This is a genomic window from Paenarthrobacter sp. TAF1 (assembly GCF_052113825.1).
Lineage (GTDB): Bacteria > Actinomycetota > Actinomycetes > Actinomycetales > Micrococcaceae > Arthrobacter > Arthrobacter nicotinovorans.
In genome coordinates this window covers 35,275-50,561 of sequence record NZ_JBFRDO010000007.1, presented here as the reverse complement: position 1 = coordinate 50,561, position 15,287 = coordinate 35,275, and the positions used below count along the sequence as shown (strand labels likewise).

General features: G+C 63.7%; 13 protein-coding genes. 1 reads left to right on the top strand and 12 read right to left on the bottom strand.

All coding sequences use genetic code 11. The features are described 5' to 3' along the window. Positions 1–32: 32 nt before the first annotated feature. Together AB4Y81_RS11830 and AB4Y81_RS11825 are read right to left on the bottom strand one after the other, a co-directional pair. Positions 33–1,358, bottom strand: coding sequence for an ammonium transporter (locus AB4Y81_RS11830; protein WP_039242895.1), 1,326 nt, complete (start codon positions 1,356–1,358; stop codon positions 33–35). A gap of 175 nt (positions 1,359–1,533) precedes the next feature. Then, entirely contained in the window at positions 1,534–2,775 is a 1,242-nt protein-coding gene (locus AB4Y81_RS11825; protein ID WP_039242894.1) for an MFS transporter, read from the bottom strand. Between the two features lie 155 nt (positions 2,776–2,930). Here AB4Y81_RS11825 and AB4Y81_RS11820 point away from each other — a divergent pair, with 155 nt between their 5' ends. Further along, positions 2,931–3,662 (top strand): glutamine amidotransferase, encoded by a 732-nt coding sequence (locus AB4Y81_RS11820; RefSeq protein WP_193590002.1) that lies wholly within the window; start codon positions 2,931–2,933, stop codon positions 3,660–3,662. Positions 3,663–3,786: 124 nt separating this feature from the next. Here the strand turns inward: AB4Y81_RS11820 and AB4Y81_RS11815 are convergent, their stop codons facing one another. The 10 genes from AB4Y81_RS11815 to AB4Y81_RS11770 form a co-directional block, all read right to left on the bottom strand. Further along, positions 3,787–5,970: a transglycosylase domain-containing protein gene (locus AB4Y81_RS11815; RefSeq protein ID WP_441995948.1), complete on the bottom strand. Its 2,184-nt coding sequence runs from the start codon at positions 5,968–5,970 to the stop codon at positions 3,787–3,789. A 107-nt stretch (positions 5,971–6,077) separates the two neighbouring features. Beyond that, a complete protein-coding gene (locus AB4Y81_RS11810) occupies positions 6,078–6,578 on the bottom strand; it encodes a sensor histidine kinase (RefSeq protein ID WP_018778828.1) in 501 nt (166 codons plus the stop codon). 200 nt (positions 6,579–6,778) lie between these two features. Next, complete coding sequence (locus AB4Y81_RS11805; protein ID WP_441995947.1) at positions 6,779–7,492, bottom strand: aspartate/glutamate racemase family protein; 714 nt, start codon at positions 7,490–7,492, stop codon at positions 6,779–6,781. After that, positions 7,482–8,921: an MFS transporter gene (locus tag AB4Y81_RS11800; protein ID WP_441995946.1), complete on the bottom strand. Its 1,440-nt coding sequence runs from the start codon at positions 8,919–8,921 to the stop codon at positions 7,482–7,484. The genes AB4Y81_RS11805 and AB4Y81_RS11800 overlap by 11 nt, the downstream gene beginning before the upstream one ends. 461 nt (positions 8,922–9,382) lie before the next feature. After that, entirely contained in the window at positions 9,383–10,954 is a 1,572-nt protein-coding gene (locus AB4Y81_RS11795) for a carbohydrate-binding domain-containing protein (protein WP_441995945.1), read from the bottom strand. A 10-nt stretch (positions 10,955–10,964) separates the two neighbouring features. Next, positions 10,965–11,768: a polyphosphate polymerase domain-containing protein gene (locus tag AB4Y81_RS11790; RefSeq protein WP_441995944.1), complete on the bottom strand. Its 804-nt coding sequence runs from the start codon at positions 11,766–11,768 to the stop codon at positions 10,965–10,967. Further along, positions 11,765–12,418 carry a DUF4956 domain-containing protein gene (locus AB4Y81_RS11785; protein WP_441995943.1) on the bottom strand — a complete coding sequence of 218 codons (654 nt, stop codon included), beginning with the start codon at positions 12,416–12,418 and terminating at the stop codon, positions 11,765–11,767. Before AB4Y81_RS11785 ends, AB4Y81_RS11790 begins: the two co-directional genes overlap by 4 nt. Next, positions 12,415–13,548 (bottom strand): GtrA family protein, encoded by a 1,134-nt coding sequence (locus AB4Y81_RS11780; RefSeq protein WP_441995942.1) that lies wholly within the window; start codon positions 13,546–13,548, stop codon positions 12,415–12,417. The genes AB4Y81_RS11785 and AB4Y81_RS11780 overlap by 4 nt, the downstream gene beginning before the upstream one ends. Beyond that, the gene (locus AB4Y81_RS11775) at positions 13,545–14,531 is read right to left on the bottom strand and encodes a phosphodiester glycosidase family protein (RefSeq protein ID WP_441995941.1); all 987 of its coding nucleotides are present in this window, start codon (positions 14,529–14,531) and stop codon (positions 13,545–13,547) included. Before AB4Y81_RS11775 ends, AB4Y81_RS11780 begins: the two co-directional genes overlap by 4 nt. 84 nt (positions 14,532–14,615) lie before the next feature. Next, positions 14,616–15,197 (bottom strand): DinB family protein, encoded by a 582-nt coding sequence (locus AB4Y81_RS11770; RefSeq protein WP_039242981.1) that lies wholly within the window; start codon positions 15,195–15,197, stop codon positions 14,616–14,618. Positions 15,198–15,287 lie beyond the last annotated feature (90 nt).

The following is a 15,287-nucleotide window of genomic DNA, read 5'->3' as shown; positions in this document are numbered from 1 at the left end:
CCGCCGTCGGCTGCTGTTTGTTGGTGCTGCCGTTAGGCGAAGCTGTCTTCCTTGGCCTCCGGAGTGGCCGCGGCGGGCTTTCCCTTGAGCAGCGCGGACAGGTGCGCCTGCTGCTGGCGGAAGTGGCCGTGCGCAGTGAGGCCGAACTCGTAAGCGGACTCGGCATGCTGGGTGAGGTCGACGCCGGTGATTTCGTGCTCGTGCGGGACCCGGAAGCCGATGGTCTTGTTGATGATCCGGCCAATGACCAAGGTGCCCACACCGGAGAGCGCGATGGTGATCACGACAGCCACGAGCTGCGCAACGAGCTGCTGGGGGCCGCCACCGTAGAAGAGGCCGCCGGCCACACCGTCCTGGGGGAAGGCGATGAAGCCCAGGGACAGGGTGCCGATGACACCGGCGCCGAAGTGCACGCCAACAACGTCGAGGGAATCGTCGAAACCGAACTTGTACTTCAGGTCAACGAACACCGCGCAGGCAGCACCGGCCACCAAACCCAGGCCCAGGGCGGCCAGCGGGCTGATGTTGGCGCAGGAAGGGGTGATCGCAACCAGGCCGGCCACGACGCCGGACGCTGCACCCAGGGAGGTGGGGTGTCCGTGGCGGACCTTCTCGACCACAAGCCAGCTCAGCATGGCCGCTGCCGGAGTTACCAGGGTGTTGACCCAGATCAGGCCGGCCTGCTCGGCAGTGGTGGCAGCGCCGCCGTTGAAACCGAACCAGCCGAACCACAGGATTGCTGCGCCGATCATGATGAAGGGGACGTTGTGCGGGCGGTGGTTGGGGTCCTTGGCGAATCCATGGCGCTTTCCCACGATCAATGCGAGGACGAAAGCGGCAGTTCCCGAGCTGACCTCAACTACCGCGCCGCCGGCGAAGTCGATGACCTGGCCGAAGACTTCAGTCACGGCCCCGCCGGCGCTCATCAGGCCGCCGCCCCACACCATGTATGCCAGCGGGCAGTAGACAACGGTGATCCAGATCGGCACGAACAGTGCCCAGGCGCCGAACTTGGCCCGGTCGGCTATGGCGCCGCTGATGAGGGCAACGGTGATGATGGCGAAGGTCGCTGCGAAGGTGGCCTTGATGAGGTCGGGCGTGCCCACCAGATCCTGCAGGCCGAAGTGTGCGAAGGGGTTGCCGAACAGGCCCAGGAAGCCATCACCGGTAGTCATCGAGTAGCCCCAAAGGACCCAGACAACACCCACGATCCCCGCGGAGATGAAGCTCATCATGATCATGTTCAGTGCTGCCTTGGCGCGGGTCATGCCGCCGTAGAACAGGCCGAGGCCGGGGGTCATGAAGAGCACCATTGCCGCCGACAACATCATCCAGACGTTCTGCGCAGAGATCTCCACCTGCGTTCCCTTCTTTCAAGCCTGTCCGAAACGAGCCGTGATTTATCCGGCTCCCGTAAAGCCCCCCGATCAATATTCGGTGAGCTATGTTTCCGACTCAGAAGAGCTAAGTTGCAGGTAAGTTACAGAAATCTCCCGTTCGTGAAGATCAGGTCACTGGCATGTTTCGGGGATGTTAACGGCGCTTCTCCCTGGGTCCGGCCGGGTAACCGCCGCGCCTGCTGGCGATGATGATGACCAGCGCTATCGCTGTAGGAACCGCCGCGGCAAGGGGCACCAGCTGGGCGCCCACAGTGGTGAGGGCGAACGCGCCATAGACAGCCCCGACGGCGATCCCCAGTTGGATGGTCACCACGGTGAGGCCGTTGGCAGCGTCCTTGTGCTCGCCGCCGGCCCGGAGAATCGCTGCCTGGTTGTAGATACCCACGGCGCCGAACGCGATACCCCACAGCGTCATCAGCCCGAACGCCCCCACCCAGGTGCCGCCCAGTGCCGGCAGCAGGGCGAACGCAAGAGTCAGGAGTCCGACGGCGGCAATCACCGACGCACGTGGACGGGAGTCGGCGGTCATGCCGGCAATCCAAATCCCCACCAGGCTGGCGATTCCCACCACGGACAGGGAGATGCTGGTGGCCGATTCCGGCAGCCCGGATGCCAGCAGGAAGGGCGCCACGTAGGTGAACAGGGTGAAGTGGGCCAGGAGCAGGAGGGGCCAGGCGATGGCCACGGCGATGACGCCCGGCAGTTTCATGGCAGCACGCAGGGACGGAGCCTTCTGGCTGGCGTTGTCGTGAGCGCCGGGAAGGAGCCAGAAAGCCAACACGGCCAGCAGCACGCCCACGCCCGCGAGAACCAGGAAGGAAGCACGCCAGGTCATCAGTGAACCCATGAGTGTGCCGATGGGAGCCCCCACTGCAAGTGCGATGCTGTTGCCGCTGAACACCACGGCCATGGATTTACCCACGGAGTGTGCCGGAACGATTCGTGCCACGTAGGGTGCCATGCTGGACCACAGCATTCCGTGCGCAATGCCGCCGAGTAGCCTGGCCCCGATCGCCCACCCCAGCTCGGGGCTCAACGCCAGCAGGACATTGCTGAGCGCAAAAGCCAGCACGGTGGCGATCAGCAGCGTCTTGCGGGGAACCCTGCCGGCCAGGAACCGGGATAGGGGGAGCGCCGTGAAGACGATGATCGCCGCATACACGGCGGTCAGCGAACCAACTGCCGACTCGTCGACACCGAGGTCGCGGCTGATTTGCGGAAGCAAGCCGGAAGGAAGAAGCTCGGTGGTTACCGCAGTGAACCCGGCCGCTGCCAGCACAAGCAGTCCGCCCCAGGGGATCTTCCTGGGCTGCTGCCTTTCAGCGGGTGACGCCGTGGGCGATGGTGTTTCGACGACCGAAGGGTCCTGCGTCAAAGATTGCTCCTCAGGGATGGGTCAAGCTCGGGGTGCTGTTTCATGGGGGTCCGTACAACGGTATGCAGCCACGGCGGTGTGAGGGAGTCCCTGTCAGACACCCCCTTGCAGCAACACACTTTGTCTCCCGGCCATTCCTCACGCAGACTGGGCCTGTGAAGCCCTTCCTATTGCTGGCTACCCGCGCCGAAGACGCCGCAGCAGATGACGAGTACCAGGCTTACCTACGCTACTGCGGACTGAAACCGGACGAATTGATCCGGATCCGGCTGGAATCCGGGCCTTTGCCGCCTCTTGAACTGTCGGACTACTCCGGGGTGATCGTGGGTGGAAGTCCCTACACCTCAAGCGATCCTGTGGAGGAGAAGAGCGCAGACCAGGTCCGGGTTGAGACGGAACTCTCATCCCTCCTGGACCGGATCGTGGCGGAAGACTTCCCCTTCCTGGGTGCCTGTTACGGTGTCGGCACGCTGGGAGTGCACCAGGGCGCAGTCATCGACCGGCGCTTCGGGGAGCCGGTGGGAGCTACGGAGATCACCCTGACGACGGAAGGGGACCGGGATCCGCTGCTGCAGGGTCTCCCGCGCCGGTTCGAGGCCTTCGTCGGCCACAAGGAAGCGTGCAGCCAGCTGCCCCCGAACGCAGTATTGCTGGCCAGCTCGGAGGCCTGCCCCGTGCACATGTTCCGCATCAAGAACAACCTCTACGCAACCCAGTTCCACCCCGAGCTGGACGCCGACGGACTCATCACGCGGATCAACATCTATAAGAACGCCGGATATTTCCCGCCCCACGAAGCCGATGAACTCATCGAGACAGCCCGGAAGTCATCCGTGACAGAGCCCATGCGCGTGCTCAGGAATTTCACGGAGCGCTACGCCCGCTAGCCCCTCCCGTTGTGAGGCCCGCTTTGCGCGCTGAGCGCGGGGAATGCCACGCAGAGCGGGCCCCGCAACGCGACGTCCGACGTCGGAAGCCCCCCCGGGGACGTCAACGTCACCTGTGGCACGGCTACCGTTGCGGCGCTGCCGGACTGGTGCTGGGCTGTTGGGCGGGTGGGGGAGCAGGCGCCACAAAGGGGCCGCTTGGGTAGAGCGCCGTGGCTTCCATCATGTAGTTCGCCCATTGCGGGCCGGCGATCATGTAGCCGTCCAAGGATTTGTAGAACTTGCCGTTGATGGTGACGTTCTGGCCCGCCCGCTGTTGTCCCGCCGTCGTGTCCCCAAAGAACGACGCCGTGGCGAGCGCCGTCGTGTACCCGGCCACCCAGGTGGCGCCGTTGTTGTTGGACGTTCCGGTCTTGGCGGCTACCGGGACCCTGCTTTGGACCTTGGGTTCGATGTAGACGCCGGATCCCATCTTGAGCACATCCTGGAGTACGGCATTTACGCCCCGTGCCACAGCCGGCTTGACGGCTTCACGGCATTCCGGCGTCTGCGCTTCGTATTCCCTGCCCTGGGCGTCGCTGATCTCCGTGATGGCGATGGGCTTGCAGTAGGTGCCGTCATTGGCGAAGGTGGCGTAGGCGCTCGCCAACACAAGAGGCGCGACGCCGATGGAACCCAGGAGATTGCCGATCTGGTGCATGTTGATTGGGGCATTGTCCAGCCCGCTGTGCAGGCCAACAGTGTCCACCATCCGCTGGATTCCGCAGAAGTCCAGCTGTGCCGCCGTGGCGAAAGTGGCCGTATTGATGGAGTTGTAGAGGCCGTAGTTGATGGGCATGGGGCGGTAGTAGCCAGGGTCGTTGTTCTGCAGGTCGTCATCCGCGCCAAGGTTCTGTGCCTTCTGTGCCGTACTGTAGCCGCCCAGCACCTTGCCGCAACTGGAACGCCAAGGGAAGCCCACGGGGTATACCCGCCGTGATGCGTCCACCACGGCGGTGGGGTTCTTGCCTTCGTTGAGCCACTCCGCATAGATGAAGGGCTTCATGGTGGAACCGGGCTGGAAACCTCCGGCACCGTTCAGGTCGTAGCCGTTCTCGTCTCTTGCATCCACGTTGAAGTTCAGCTGGGTGTCGAACTTCCCCTCTTGTGGAACGAACACCGTGTTCTGGGCCATCGCCAGGACCTTACCGCTACCGGGCTGCACGGTGGTCATGGCAGCACCCCATTTGTCCGGGTTATCACCGGCGGATGCGTCCACCTGTTGCTGGGCGATGGCCTGGAGCCTGCTGTCCAGTGTGGTGGTGATGGTGAGGCCGCCGCGATACAGGAGTCGTTCACGATCCTGCACCGTGTCACCGTAGGCCTCGTTGTTAAGGATGAGGTGCGAGATGTAATCGCAGAAATACGTGGCAATGGCAGCACCGGCACATCCTTGAAAGGATGGAGTGATGTTCAATTCCACCGGTGTTGCCACAGCCACGCCATGGTCCACGGGGGTGATCTTCCCCTGTTCGAGCATCCGGTCCAGCACCAGGTTGCGCCTGGCCAGTGCTGCCGCCGGGTCGACCGTGGGGTCGTAGATGCTGGGACCATTCACCAGGCCTGCCAACAGCGCCGCCTGGGGCAGTGTCAGCTCCGCGGCGGAGGTGCTGAAGAAGTAGCGGGACGCAGCCTCGATGCCGTAGGCATTCCTGTTGAAGAACACGATGTTCAGGTATCCCTCAAGGATCTGGTCCTTGCTGAAGCGTTTCTCCAGTTCCAGGGCGAGCTTGATCTCGCGCAGCTTGTCTCCCACTGTTTTCTCGCCGCTGAGTACTACGTCCTCGGGGCGGCCCTGTGAAAGCCGGGACTCGTTAAGTACGTTGGTGACGTACTGCTGCGTCAGCGTGGAGGCCCCCTGCTTGGTTCCTTTGGTCAGGTTGGAGGTCAGCGCCCGCATGATTCCGTGCGCATCCACACCCGGATGCTCGTAGAAACGGCTGTCTTCGATCGCTACGATTGCTTCGCGGATGAACGGCGACATGTCCTCGAGAGGAACCTTGACCCTGTTCTCGGCGAAAAACGTGGCGATGAGTTGGCCGTCAGCGGTGACCACCTTGCTGGAAAGGGAAGGTGACTCCACGTCGAGCTGGCTGGGAAGACTCTCGTAGAAACCTATGGACCCACCCACGGTTGTGCTGGTGAGGGCAACCACCGGGACCACGAAGCCGGAGATCAACACCCCGCAGAGCAGGCTCACGAAGAAGAACCCGAAGATCCTTAACAGGACCTTGCCCAGACCCAGTGGTCCTCTGTTGTTCCGCGCCATTTTCGTGCCAATCCGTAGGGATGCCAGGCTGAAAAGTAGCTACAGAATACGTCCGGAACGTCAGTTGTTCCATGGCTCAGGTACCCAATAAAGGTCCCAAATCGGACTCAATCCAGCGGCAGTGTCACCCGGACGCTGGTGCCCCGCCCAACCGCGGAGTCGATGTCGACCGTTCCGCCGGCGTCGTGAACGGCGATCGACATCAACAGCAATCCAAAACCATGCCTGCGGCCGCTGGGCGCAGCGTGGATCTCGAAGCCGTCGCCGTCGTCCGTGATGGTGAGCTGGATGCCATGGTAGACAGCGTTGAGGCGGATAGTGAGTTCACTGGCGTTCGCGTAGTTCAACGTGTTGCTGAACGCTTCCTGCGCCACGTGGTACAGGAGCCCTGCGGCGGAGGACGAGATCTCGATGCCGTGGTGGGGAGTATGCCAGTGGACCGTGACACCGGCGCGGCGAAGCGGCGCGGCAAGGCGGTCGATGCACCCTGCGACACCCAACGCGTAGAAATCCACGGGGTTCTGGTCCTGGATGATGCCCTTCACGGCCACCACCTCGTCGACGGCTGCTGACTGTTCCACTGGTTCCCCCACATCGTTGTGCTTCATACCGGAAATTCGTTGTCGGAACGCCTTTGTATTGGTATTCCGGCTGATTCCAGCGTGGCGCCGCTACATCAAGGAACCTTTTCGATTGGCTCAAGTTCGCATCAAGTTTGCGGGCGAGGCTTGCGGCGGGGACGCGCCTCGTGCAGTGACGCCCGACGGCGGCCCTTGCGGACCGCCGTCGGGTTGCGACTGGCGTGTGGTCAGCTGTCCTTCGCCAGCAAGGTGAGCAACAGCCGGCAGGCGCTGGGAACCGGTTGGATGATGGCGACGGAGGTGGACTCGGCAAGTCGCCGGGCGGTGGCACTGAGCGGGCCACCGGCGATGATCACTGCGTCCGCACCATCCATCTCCGATGCCGCAGACACAGCATGGGCCAGTTCCCGGTACTGCCTTTCGGGGTCGGCCGCCAGGACCAGGGGCTCGGACTCCGTCAAGCGAACACCGGCAAAGGACTCTTGGAACCCGTGGGCTGCCACCAGTTTGCCCAGTGCCTCCACCAGCAACGGTGTGCTCGTTGCCATGGCGAAACGGCGAAGGTGCCCGTCGGGGTGGTAGGCGGCGGCATGGAGGGAACCCTGACCGATCCCGACCACGGGAATCTCCAGCTCCCGGTCCAGTTGCTCACGCCCGGGATCGCCGATCGCCGCCACGATCACTGCGGCGACCCTGCCGCCGTCGGGTCCTGAAAGGTAGCCGTGGGCTGCTTCCCTGACGTGTTCCGCGGACTCGGCCAGACTCTCCGGGTCCACGATCATGGAGGGTCCGGCGGCTGCGGTGATTCCGGTGACCCGGAGGCCGTGTGACGCGAGAGTCTCCGCGGCGAGGTCCACCATCATGGCGGTGGTGTTGCTGTTGGTGTTCGGATTGATCAGCAGGACTGTTTTGTCCCTCGGCGCGTGACTGTCAGTGCCCATAGATGGCAGGCTCCTCGTCCTCGTTCGGTTCGGCGTCTTCTTCCAGGGGCTTGCCGAAGGTTTCCGGTGGGAACTGGACCACGACGGCCAGGACAATGAACAACACTGCCAGTGTGGTGAACATCCCCGGCAGTCCGGCCGAATCGAAGACAGCCCCTGAAATGAGCGGGAACAAGCCGCCGGAAAGGGAACCCGCGGCCAGGATGATGGACGTTCCGAACCCGCGGGTGCGGGTGGGGTAGAGCTCCGGAGCGAACAGCCAAATAGTGGTGTTAAGGATGATCACGGAGAAGTTGAAGAGCACCCCGAAGATCACAATGAGCACGATGTCGCTGGCCAGGAAAGCCATGGACAGGCCGGACAGGCAGCCCAGGATCGCAGCCGATGTCAGGACCTTTTTTCGGGGCAGCCGGCTGGCGAGGTATGCGGCAGTGCAGGCGCCCAGCAAGGAACCTGATTGCATGATCAGCGTGAACCACAGGCTGGTGTTCACGGCGTAACCCCGGGACACCAGGATGGTTGGCATGAGCGTCAGCATGGAGATCTGGGCGGCGTAGGACATGCAGACGGCGACACACAGCAGGACCGTACGCTTGAGGAGCTTGCCGCGGAGTGCGTCCTTCCAATGGCCGGACGTCTTCACCACCACGGGGTCGGGGACTGCGGTGATATAGGTTTCGGGATTGGTGACGGGGCCGGAGAGCTTGTTGCGTGCCAGCCGGGTGATGACCAGGTTCGCTTCGTCGATCTTTCCTTGCGAGGCCAGGAAGCGGGGCGTTTCCGGAACGTAGCGACGGAAGAACATCACCAGCAGTGCGGGGATGAACAGAAGGCCGAACACCCAGCGCCACTTGTCCGGGCCGTCGAAGAGGGTGAAGACGAGGATGCCGAAGGCCGGTGCCAGCATGTTGCCTAAGCCTGCAGCGGTGACGTTGATCAGGCCAACCGCCGTGCCACGGTGTTTGGCAGCGAAGAACTCCGCCATCATGATCACGGCTACCGCGATTTCGCCGCCCAATCCGAAGCCGACGATGAAGCGTCCGACCGCCAGGATGGGATAGTTGGGGGCCACAGCGCAGAGCAACGAGCCTCCGGCGAAGATGATGAGGTTGATGACCAGCATGTGACGCCGGCCGTATTTGTCGACGATCAGGCCCGTCGCCAGCCGTCCGAGTGCGGTTGCCGTAAACGTCATTGTGTTCAGCAAGCCGATTTCGGTGGCGCCCAATCCCCAGGACTGGCGAAGGATGGGGCCGGTGATGCCTACGGCATTTTGTTCAAGGGCGTCGAAGAAGACACCCAGCAGGATCATGAAGACGATCTGGCGGTGCGCGCCCGTCACCCCGATCCGCTGATACGCGCCTTCGATTTGTTGTGCCAGGGATCCGGTCCGCGGTGTTGCAGCCTCCTGGGCAAGGTCTTTTTCCACAGTGCGCTCCTTACTGAGCTCTGAAGGGGTTCCGTCATACGGAATGCGAATATCGCATGAGGGAATGTGATGGAGATTACACTTTGGGATACCAGAAGGCCATAGCTGCCGTGTAAACAGAATGTGACCGGTCCTCAGCGCGGGCCTTGATGTGGTGGACCATTGACCCCCGTTGAATGACCCGCACATCAAATTCATCCAAAAAGGGTTGATTTAGCGACCTCCAGCGGTCGAAAGAGAGCAGTAAGGCTCACTCCGGACGCTACTCAGGCTCACCAGGGGGCTGTCCTGATCCGAGGACCGATCACAGCGTTGTATGCCATCGCGGACCAGTAGCCCGACTCAGTGCGTCCCGTTTTCTGCTGGATCATTCGCTTGTTCCCTCTGAAGATCCCCGGATTACCGGGGACCGCGTCGGGGCGATGACGAATGATCCAGCAGAATTGCACCTGCCACGAAGCTCAGCGGCGGCCGGGACCTTGCGCCTGGGTGTACTGGCCCGCGGTCACGGTGCCCTGTTGCTTGGCGCCATCGATGGATCCCGTCGTGAGGCCGGCTGTGGCATCGGCGGTGCCGCCCGTGTACACCGTGTACGTGGCACCGTCGGCGATCGCGGAAGAGGAGAACACCAGGGATGCGATGGTCTTGGTGGTCACGAACGTCGCCACCACGGCTCCCGACGAGTCGACGATGTGAACCGGGGTGCCCGCAGGTACGGAGGAGCTGAACGTGATCTGCACGCCGGACTGTGTGGAGGAGGTCCCGGGGGTTACGGCCATCCCGGCGCTTCCCGCAGCAGCCACGGTGCCTCCGGAAACGGCCAGCTCGCCGTTGACATCAAGTGCTCCGTTGCCGTCGTTGGTGGGCCCGTTGACCACGACGGTCCCGCCGGAAATGCTGGCGTTTCCGTTCGAGTCCAAACCGTCACCCTGCGCATTGATGGTCAGTGTCCCGCCGGAGACATCAACGCTGTAATCGCCGACGGTCTCGCCGCCACCCATGCCGCCGCCCATCCCGCCACCCATGCCGCCGCCGTCGGCAGTGCTGGAGGAGGCTCCGCCCGAGGCGTTCACGCCGTCATCGTTGGAAGTGACTGTCACGTCCCCGCCGGAGATGGCGATGTGCTGCGCCTCCAGCCCTTCTTCGGACTTGGTTACGTTCACTGTGCCGCCGGAAACAGTCAGGGTGTTGAAAGCCTTCACGCCGTCGTCTCCCGCGGTCACGGAGAGGGAACCACCGCTGACCAGCAGCCAGCCCCGCCCCTCGTCCGTCTCGTTGTCGGCCTTCACCCCGTCGCCGCCCGCGGTCACCTGGTAGGCGCCGTCCAGGAGCACGGTGTAGTCCTTCCCCCGGATGCCGTCGTCTGCTGCCTCGACGGTGACTTTGCCCGATGCCAGGACCAGGCCGTCCTTGGAGACGATGCCGTCGTTGTACTTTCCGGTGACCTTCAGGGAACCGGGCCCGGCAATGGTCAGGTCCGCCATGGAGAAGAGGGCCGCGTTCGGTGCGTCGTCGCCTTGGTCCGCGTAGCTTGCGGCATCCGTTACGGTGTTGGTGCTGCCGTCCTCCAGGTGCAGGATCGCTTCATCGGCGCTTTGCACCACGAGCGGGGAACCGCTGGAGTTACCAAGCTGCACCCCGTCCAGGATGATCCTCACCGTGTCTGAATCGCCCGCGGCCACCATGATCTTTCCGTCAGTCAGCGAGCCGCTGAGGCGGTAGGTTCCGGCGGCACTGATGGTGACGGTATTGCCGTCCACCGCCACGCCGGTGGAGGACGACGACGTCACTTTGCTGCCGCCGTCGGCCAGGCTGATTGCCACTTCCGTTGAGGCGTCCCAGCTGAGGTCGTCGCCGTCGTAGTGGGTGTCTTCTTCGATGGTGGCGGCGGTGACTGCCTGCTGGGTGGTGGTCGTCGTGGCCGTGCCGGAGGTGCCTGAGGACGTGGAACCGGTGGTTGGGGCGGAGCAGCCGGCCAGGGAGATCGCCAGCGCGACGGCGGCAACGGACAGGGAGGTGCGGAAGGAGCGCATGGTTGATTCCTTAGCTTTGGGGGAGTTGGTTGAGGGGGCGCAGGGGCATCCTGCGCCGAAGGGTTTGATTCCACCGGTTTGCGGGCAGTTCCGGGTGGAGTGCGGCCATGCCGGTGGCGAACTTGGAGATGCGGCACGGCCGGACACCGTTGGCCCAGAGGTGCCGGTCCAAGGGGCCCGGGGCGGAGCCGGACTTGGTCTCCACCACCACCGCGTTGTCCAGGACCCAGGGCTGCCCGTCCGGCCGCTGCCAGGTGACGTCGGAATCGATGGTGGCGCGGCTTCCCGACTCAGGCAGGAACAGCGTGGTGCGGTTGTACTGCGTGGACAGGACGGGGGACAAGGGGCCGAACGTGACGTCCCCGATGGCCGCGGAAAGGGTCTCGTTGACATAGAGAAGGCCTTCGTCAGTCAGCCGGTCGCGGTCGCTAAGTTCGTACGGGATGCGTTCCTTGACGGTGGCTTCACGTGCTCCTTCGGTCTTGACTTCAAGGAAGCTGACGGCGCTGTCCACGTAGGTCCGGGTGCGGATCTTGAAGCGCCGGCGCCGCCCGTGGGCTGCCAGCATGTAGCTGTCCAGTGCCGGGGTGTCGAAGTACACGGAGTCGTAGGCGAAGGTCCGGGCCCCGTCCATTTCCAGGACACGGGCGTGGGTGGTGAAAGTGGAGAGGACGCGTCGGGCTGCTGCCGAGGGAACCAGGTACTTGCGGTCAACACGGGTCAGCAGCGCGGCTTCAGCAGTGAGTTCTTCAAGCCCGACGGCGGGAAGCCGGCCCAGGTGGGGCATGACCCCTGGAGCTTCGGGCCGGCTCATGCGACACCCGCAGAGGTGGGCATGGACGGCTGGGGCGTCGGCTGGGCAGGCAGTTCCTGCGGCGCCTCTGTCAGCGCGCCCGCTGGATGGTTGACGGTGAGCCGGGCGGGGCGGACCGCGTAGCGGACATCCACGATCGTCTTGTCATTCACCAGGTCCAGCTCCTGGATGGTGGCCGAGTGGACGGTACCGTTGAGGACTTCTTCCAGCCGGACGTAGAGTTCGGCTTCGTCGTTGATGGCCCGGTCCAGCACCACCGTCTGGTGGCGGTAGGAGGGCAGGACCTTCGGGTTGTCACCAATGAACATCACCAGCAGGACCAACGACATGAGGGACAACGTCAACCACAGAGGCTCGACGCCGATGCCCGAGATCAGGCCCAGCGCCAGTGCCGAGAAGTAGTAGGCAACCTCGTGCTGGGCAAGTTCGGTGGAGCGGAGCCGGATGATCGAGAGCACACCGAACAGCCCCAGGCCCAAACCGACGCCGGCAGCAGAACCGGACAGTGCGGTGGCGACTGCGAGGACTCCCACGTTCATGCCGAGGTAGGACACCACCAGGTCACGGCGCCTGTGGCGGCGGAGGTACAGGGCCAACGTGAGGATGGAAATGGCAGCGAGGTCTGCCGCTATGAGGATGAGGGTGTTCATCGGTTACTCCGGAATCTCTGGGGGAATTGATGTCCACTTTTCAGGGCCACGCTGTGCTGGAACTGTGCCGGGACCAAGGGTGGGGTATGCGTTTCCTTCTGCGCGGCACGGCCTTTGCGGGAGAACAGAAAACGGTGCTGCACTACGAAACTGATGCCCAGCAGCGCGGCCTCCGTGAGGATCTTTGCGGGCAGGTCCGGGACGGAAACGGACGTCAGCGCCAGGATCGAGGCGTAGTTGGCCGCCAGCAACACCAGCACCAGGGCCACATAGCCGGCCGCGGCCACCCGCAGGGGCCGGTCTTTGCCGTGCTCGAACACCAGGCGCCGGTTGACCAGGAAGTTCACTGTGGCGCTGACCAGCCGGGCACCCAGCACGGCAATGAGCAGGGAATCCGTGACACCGATGAGCACCAGGAACATCACCATGTCCACCACGAAAGCGGAAAGGGACGAGCCCAGGAACTTCAGCAGGGGCGCGTAGATCCTGATCGAGTCCGCGACAGGCCGGAAGTGCGAGCCTGCGTTGTCGTTCAGATACACGGTGGCGATCCCGACGCTGCTGATGCCGTAGCCCGCCTGCTTCGCTTCGAGCAGCAGGTTCAGTTCGTACTCGTACCGCTGCCCGCGGACCGTCAGCAACCACGGGAGCATGTCCGCTTTGTAGCCCCGCAGGCCCGTCTGGGTGTCCGTGATCCGCTGGCCCGTCGCTAGCCTGAACAGGCCGCGGGTCACGGTGTTGCCGAACCGGCTCCGGGCCGGGACATTCCCGGTGAAGGTCCGGGAGCCCAGGACCATGGCCGCGGTGACGTGCCGGACCCGGTCGGCGACGGCCAGGATATCCGCCACGCCATGCTGCCCATCGCTGTCGGCGCATACCACGTCATGTCCCGGAAAACGCTCAGCGATGAAGGCGAAGCCGCTCTTGAGGGCGTGACCTTTCCCGCCGTTCACGGCGTAACCAAGCACATGGCACCCAAACTGGGCGGCGGCGTCGAACGTGTCCTTGTACTCGGGGCCGGAACCGTCGTCCACCACCACGATGCTGATCCACGGTTCTGCTTCCTGGAGGTTTCGGACAAGGGTGATGAGCTGGTGGTCCGGCTCGTAGGCCGGTATCAGGATGATCATGACCGGGCGATGTAGAGGATGTCCGAGGTGCCGCGCTCTTTGTTCTCGCCGAGCGGGTTGTTCACCAGGGATCCGTTGAAGTACATGGTGGAGGAGCCGCCGCCGTCGATGTTGTACGCGGTGGTGGCGCCGAGGTCCTTCATGATCTGCGCCAGGCCCGTCATGGTGACGCCGGCGGAGTAGCCGGGGCTGCGCCCATCCACCACCACGAACACCAGATGGTTCTGGTCGATGACGCCCACCGCCGTGCGCGGCTGTTCGCCCTGGATGGAGTGGTTGCCGAAATTGGTATCAACTTCCACGTCCTCGATGCCCGAGGCAATCTCGCCGTTGTCCAGCAGCGACGGGCCAAACGAGAGGGTGTTCCAAACGCCATCCGCGATGAGCTGGTCAGCGGTGGTGGTGGTCTCGTCGTACACCTTGACGGTGCCGTCCTTGTAGAAGGCCAGGCCCTGCCGTGCGCCCTCATCCCGATACACCACACCGTTGCGGATCACGATGCCGGTGTCCCGGAAACCGTAGTAGTCGCCGTTGATGGCGAAGATCGCGTTGTGGTCCTGGGCGATCGCGGAGGTGTTTTCAGTGATGTTGCCGCCGTACGTGTCCTCCGCGAATGCCGACTTCAGCGTGGTGGCCGCATCAAGCACGACGTCGGCAACGTAGTACGTTACGGTGCTGTCGCCGCTGCCGGTAGTTACCTTGCTGATGCTGATACCGGTGTCACCCGAGGTGTAGCCAGTATCAGTGACCACGGCGCTCGCGGAGGAATCAGCGGCGCTGCTGTCCGTCGTCGTGGTTTCGGTGGTGCCGGCCTGGCTCGCTTCGTATTCCGAGACGTTGGTGATTTCGGCGTGCGGAATGACGAAGCGGTCCAGGGCCCAGGCTGTTGCACCCCCGGCAGAGAGAGAGACCGCCAGGACGGCGGAGACGATCGCTCGCCGTGTCCGGCGGCCTTTGCGGTTTTCGGTCTGTGGAGGAGTCATGCCTCATTTCTACGGAGGCAGGCTACGCCTGAGGTTTGCCTCGCATATGCGGCGGCTGTGAAGGTCTCCCCGTGCCTGTGAAAGTCAGCGCCCGTCGGCTTCCAACGCTGCCTGTTCTATGCGCCGGCGGTGTGCGGCCAGTTCTTCTGCGGTCCGTTGAGGGATGTTGGGATCATTCGCGCGCTGGCCGGCCTGGCCGTCGATGAGTTCCCGGATGATGTCCGCATGGCCTGCGTGGCGGGCCGTTTCGACGCACATGTGGACCAGGATCTGGTGCAGGGTGACGTTCTTTTTCTCTTCGGACCACCACGGCACTACGCCCGGCGCGTCCAGGGGAAGGGACTCGATGGTTTCGTCGCTGTGCTTGGCGGAGAAGTGGTGCAACTCGATGATCTCTTCGCGGCTCTGGGTGGCAGGCACCCACATGTCGGCGTCGGGTTCGGCGGTGGCCTCGTACCAGGGGAGTTCCCGTCCGTTCGGTCGCCCGAACGTTTCGCCGAAGTATCCCAGCTCCACACCGGCAACGTGTTTCACCAGGCCCAGCAGGTTGGTTCCCGTGGGGGTCATGGGCCTGCGGACATCGTATTCGCCGAGGCCGTCCAGTTTGTCCAGCAGGTCCTGCCGGCGGGTACGGAGATAGTTGAGCAACGTTGCTTTGTCATCCATGGTGAGCACTCTACCGAAGGGGTGCTGCAGCGAGATCGCCGCGAACCCGGGGCAGTCCGCGACAGTCGGGACGAAGCTCTCTTCATCAGT